The organism is Vibrio sp. V08_P9A1T1 (assembly GCF_963874405.1).
Taxonomy (GTDB): domain Bacteria; phylum Pseudomonadota; class Gammaproteobacteria; order Enterobacterales; family Vibrionaceae; genus Vibrio; species Vibrio anguillarum.
In genome coordinates, this window is the sequence record NZ_CAWNIB010000178.1 from 1 (window position 1) to 3,492 (window position 3,492).

Genomic DNA, 3,492 nt, shown 5'->3' on the forward strand with positions numbered 1-3,492 from the left:
ATTTAATACAAGCTTTCATATTGAGATATTATCACGGCAGTATTTAAACACCGTTCGAGTCTCATTTTGTCCGCCGTAATAAGTTTATTTAGTGCTAAAACTGATTCCAGTTTCTGTTGAAGATCATCACCATCAACCAAAACTAATCCACTAATAGCAAAATCTTCTTCAGCAAGTACGCCTACACGAGTAGCAACGACAGGTAAACCGGTTGCCAACATTTCAAGCGGGGCCAAACCAAAGGTCTCCTGATCAGATAAAAACACACCAACATCTGACTGCTGATAGTATATCAACATCTGATCACGACTAGCTCGGCCAACAAACTTTATATCATTCGTTAAATTAAGCTCTGCGATCAACTGCAATAATCTGCTATAACAATCTTTATCAGCTATAGGTCCTATGACCGTTAATGATACGTCTTTTCCCTGTTGTTTCAGCGCAAAAACCAAGCGAATAATGCGATCAATACGTTTACGCTGACTAATAAGGGCACAAGTAACCAATCTCAAAGTTTCATCGCTCTTATTTAGACTTCGGGTTACCTGAAAATAGGCTTCATCGATCGGATTACCAATCACTGAAATAGGCTTTGCAATATCTTGTACCAAGGCTGATTTCAGCATTTGACCAACACAGGTATAACGATCGATGAAACAGTCTGATAGCCAAGGCATAACTTTGACATACAAGAAATCATTAGTTTTGGACACGCTCTTGCGACAAATAAGCTTATAAGAATGAAGTGTTAGTAAGCGATTAGCACTTTTTCCAACACCGATCATCCAAGAGGGTATGTGGGAATGAACTACATCTGGTTTGAAAACCTTAATTTGCTCATTGACCCGAAGTGCCGTACCAATGAACCCAGGAATTGGTAAGTTATAGCGTTTTTCATTTGTCGGGCAGAATATAACTTCAACAAAAGGTGATAGCCTGATAGGTGTATCACTGTAGTCAACCTGACAAAAAGGGTCAAATGCTAATACTCGGTATTGGAATCCACTTTCTTTACGTTCAGTTAAATACTTAACCAGCATTTGGCAAACTGAATCTACCCCGCCAGCACTTTTACTGCCCCAATCGAGCGTCGATAACGGCATCAGCAATAAAACTTTCTTCACTTTTATACAACACCTCTAGTATCAATCACGACTTTCTTAGCAAATGCCGTTTTATCTGCTTCTTTAAAATCTCGGTGATCAACCAGCACCACAACGATATTGGCTAACTCTAAAGCACGCTCTAGCGAGACTAGTTCAACATCATGTTCTGTTAACTTACCCGGTAATTGGTGGATATTTGGCTCTACCGCTAGAATTTGTCCAATATTGTCTTGTGCTAAATGCAAAGTGATGTCTAAAGCTGGGCTTTCACGTAAATCATCAATATCGGCTTTAAAGGCCAAACCTAAGCAGGCAATAACAGGCTTTTTGAACTGATCTGCGGCTTGTTTTACCTGATCAACGACCCAATGTGGTTTACCATCATTAACATGACGAGCAGCAGCAATCAGTTTTGCTTCTTCTGGGCAGCTGTTAACAATAAACCAAGGATCAACTGCAATACAGTGCCCGCCAACACCTGGTCCTGGATTTAATATGTTGACCCGAGGGTGGCGGTTGGCCAATTTAATTAATTCCCAAACATTGATTTTTAATTTCTCACAAATAAGGGAAAGTTCGTTCGCGAATGCAATATTGACGTCGCGAAAGGAGTTTTCTGTTAATTTCGCCATCTCCGCCGTACGAGAGTTGCTGATGATGCATTCGCCTTTAACAAAGGTTTTATACAGAGCCATCGCTTTCTCGCTACACGATTTACTCATGCCACCAATCACTCGGTCATTACTGACCAACTCTTGTAGTACATAACCCGGTAAAACTCGCTCTGGGCAATGCGCTACCTTAATGTCAGCCGTGTCACCTTTGTGCTGTGGGAAAGTTAAATCAGGACGAGCCTCTGCTAGCCATGCGGAAAGCTTTTCTGTCGCACCGACAGGGGAAGTACTTTCCAATACCACCAAGTTGCCTTTTTCCAGAACTGGTGCAATCGCTTTGGCCGCGGCTTCTATATAGCTAAGATCAGGCTCGTGATTATCACCTTTAAATGGTGTGGGTACCGCCACTAAGAAAGCATCAGCTGGTTCAGCTGTCACGGTTGCTTTTAGTTTGCCAGTCATCACTGCACTTCGAACTACGATATCTAAATCCGGTTCGACAATGTGAATTTCACCTTTGTTGATTGTATCGACAGCGTGTTGATTGACATCTACGCCAATCACTTCAATACCACGCGAAGCAATAACGGCAGCCGTTGGCAAGCCGATATACCCTAAACCAATCACAGAAACTTTATTAAACATCTTATTTTCCTTAAATCTTATCTTGCTAGAATGTCGGCGATACGTTGACAGGCTTTGCCATCACCGTATGGATTGTGTGCTTGGCTCATGAGTTGGTAAGCGCGCTCATCACTAAGCAACCGGTCTAACTCTTCACAAATCAGTTGTGTGTTAGTCCCAACCAGCTTGACCGTACCCGCGCTTACCGCTTCAGGTCGCTCGGTGGTGTCTCTCATCACTAATACAGGCTTCCCTAGCGACGGTGCCTCTTCTTGAATACCACCGGAATCAGTTAAAATGATGTGTGCTCTGTCCATCAAATAGACAAAGGGCAAATACTGTTGTGGATCCACTAAGAAAATGTTTTCAATGCCTTTTAAAAGACGATTGACGGGCTCTTGAACATTCGGATTAAGATGTACCGGATAAAGAATTTGACAGTCAGGGTGACGCTTTGCTGTGATGGATAAGGCTTCACAAATACGCTCAAATCCATCACCAAAACTTTCACGGCGATGGCCTGTAACAAGAATGAGTTTTTTATTGTTATCAAGCATCGGAAACTGGTGTGCCAGCGTAGCATTGAGATCTTGCTCGTTGTGAATCTTGTTACGGATCATAAACAAGGCGTCAATGACGGTATTCCCAGTAATATGGATGTTCTCGAGGCAATAATTTTCATCCAATAAGTTTTGTTGAGATGTTGCCGTTGGTGCGAAATGGTAGTGAGTCAATGCACCCGTAAGCTTGCGGTTCGCTTCTTCAGGCCAAGGGGAATAAATATTGCCGGTGCGTAATCCAGCCTCAACATGGCCGACTGCAATTTGCTGATAATAACAAGCAAGTGAAGTCGCAAACGTTGTAGCGGTATCGCCATGAACTAAGACGATGTTTGGTTGAAAGTCTTTTAGAACCGTTTCCATACCGTTCAAGATTTTAGTCGTTACTGTCGTCAGTGTTTGCCCTGGTTCCATGATATTAAGATCAAAATCGGGCACCACTTCAAACAACTCTAAAACCTGGTCAAGCATTTCCCTGTGCTGGCCAGTGACGCATACTTTTGTGTCGAAACGGTTATCTTGTTTAAGCTGATGAACTAGAGGCGCCATTTTTATTGCTTCAGGTCGTGTACCAAACGCAATGAG

At 42.6% G+C, this 3,492-nt stretch carries 3 protein-coding genes; all 3 read right to left on the bottom strand.

The window, feature by feature from the left end; translation table 11 throughout:
* Positions 1-2 precede the first annotated feature (2 nt).
* Entirely contained in the window at positions 3-1,127 is a 1,125-nt protein-coding gene (locus tag AACT21_RS07925) for a VpsD family glycosyltransferase (RefSeq protein WP_094164428.1), read from the bottom strand.
* A gap of 2 nt (positions 1,128-1,129) precedes the next feature.
* Positions 1,130-2,368, bottom strand: a complete 1,239-nt coding sequence (gene vpsB, locus AACT21_RS07930) for a UDP-N-acetyl-D-mannosamine dehydrogenase VpsB (RefSeq protein WP_064624711.1) — start codon at positions 2,366-2,368, stop codon at positions 1,130-1,132.
* Positions 2,369-2,385: 17 nt separating this feature from the next.
* A partial coding sequence (gene wecB, locus AACT21_RS07935) for a non-hydrolyzing UDP-N-acetylglucosamine 2-epimerase (RefSeq protein ID WP_254917224.1) occupies positions 2,386-3,492 on the bottom strand: 1,107 nt, incomplete at its 5' end.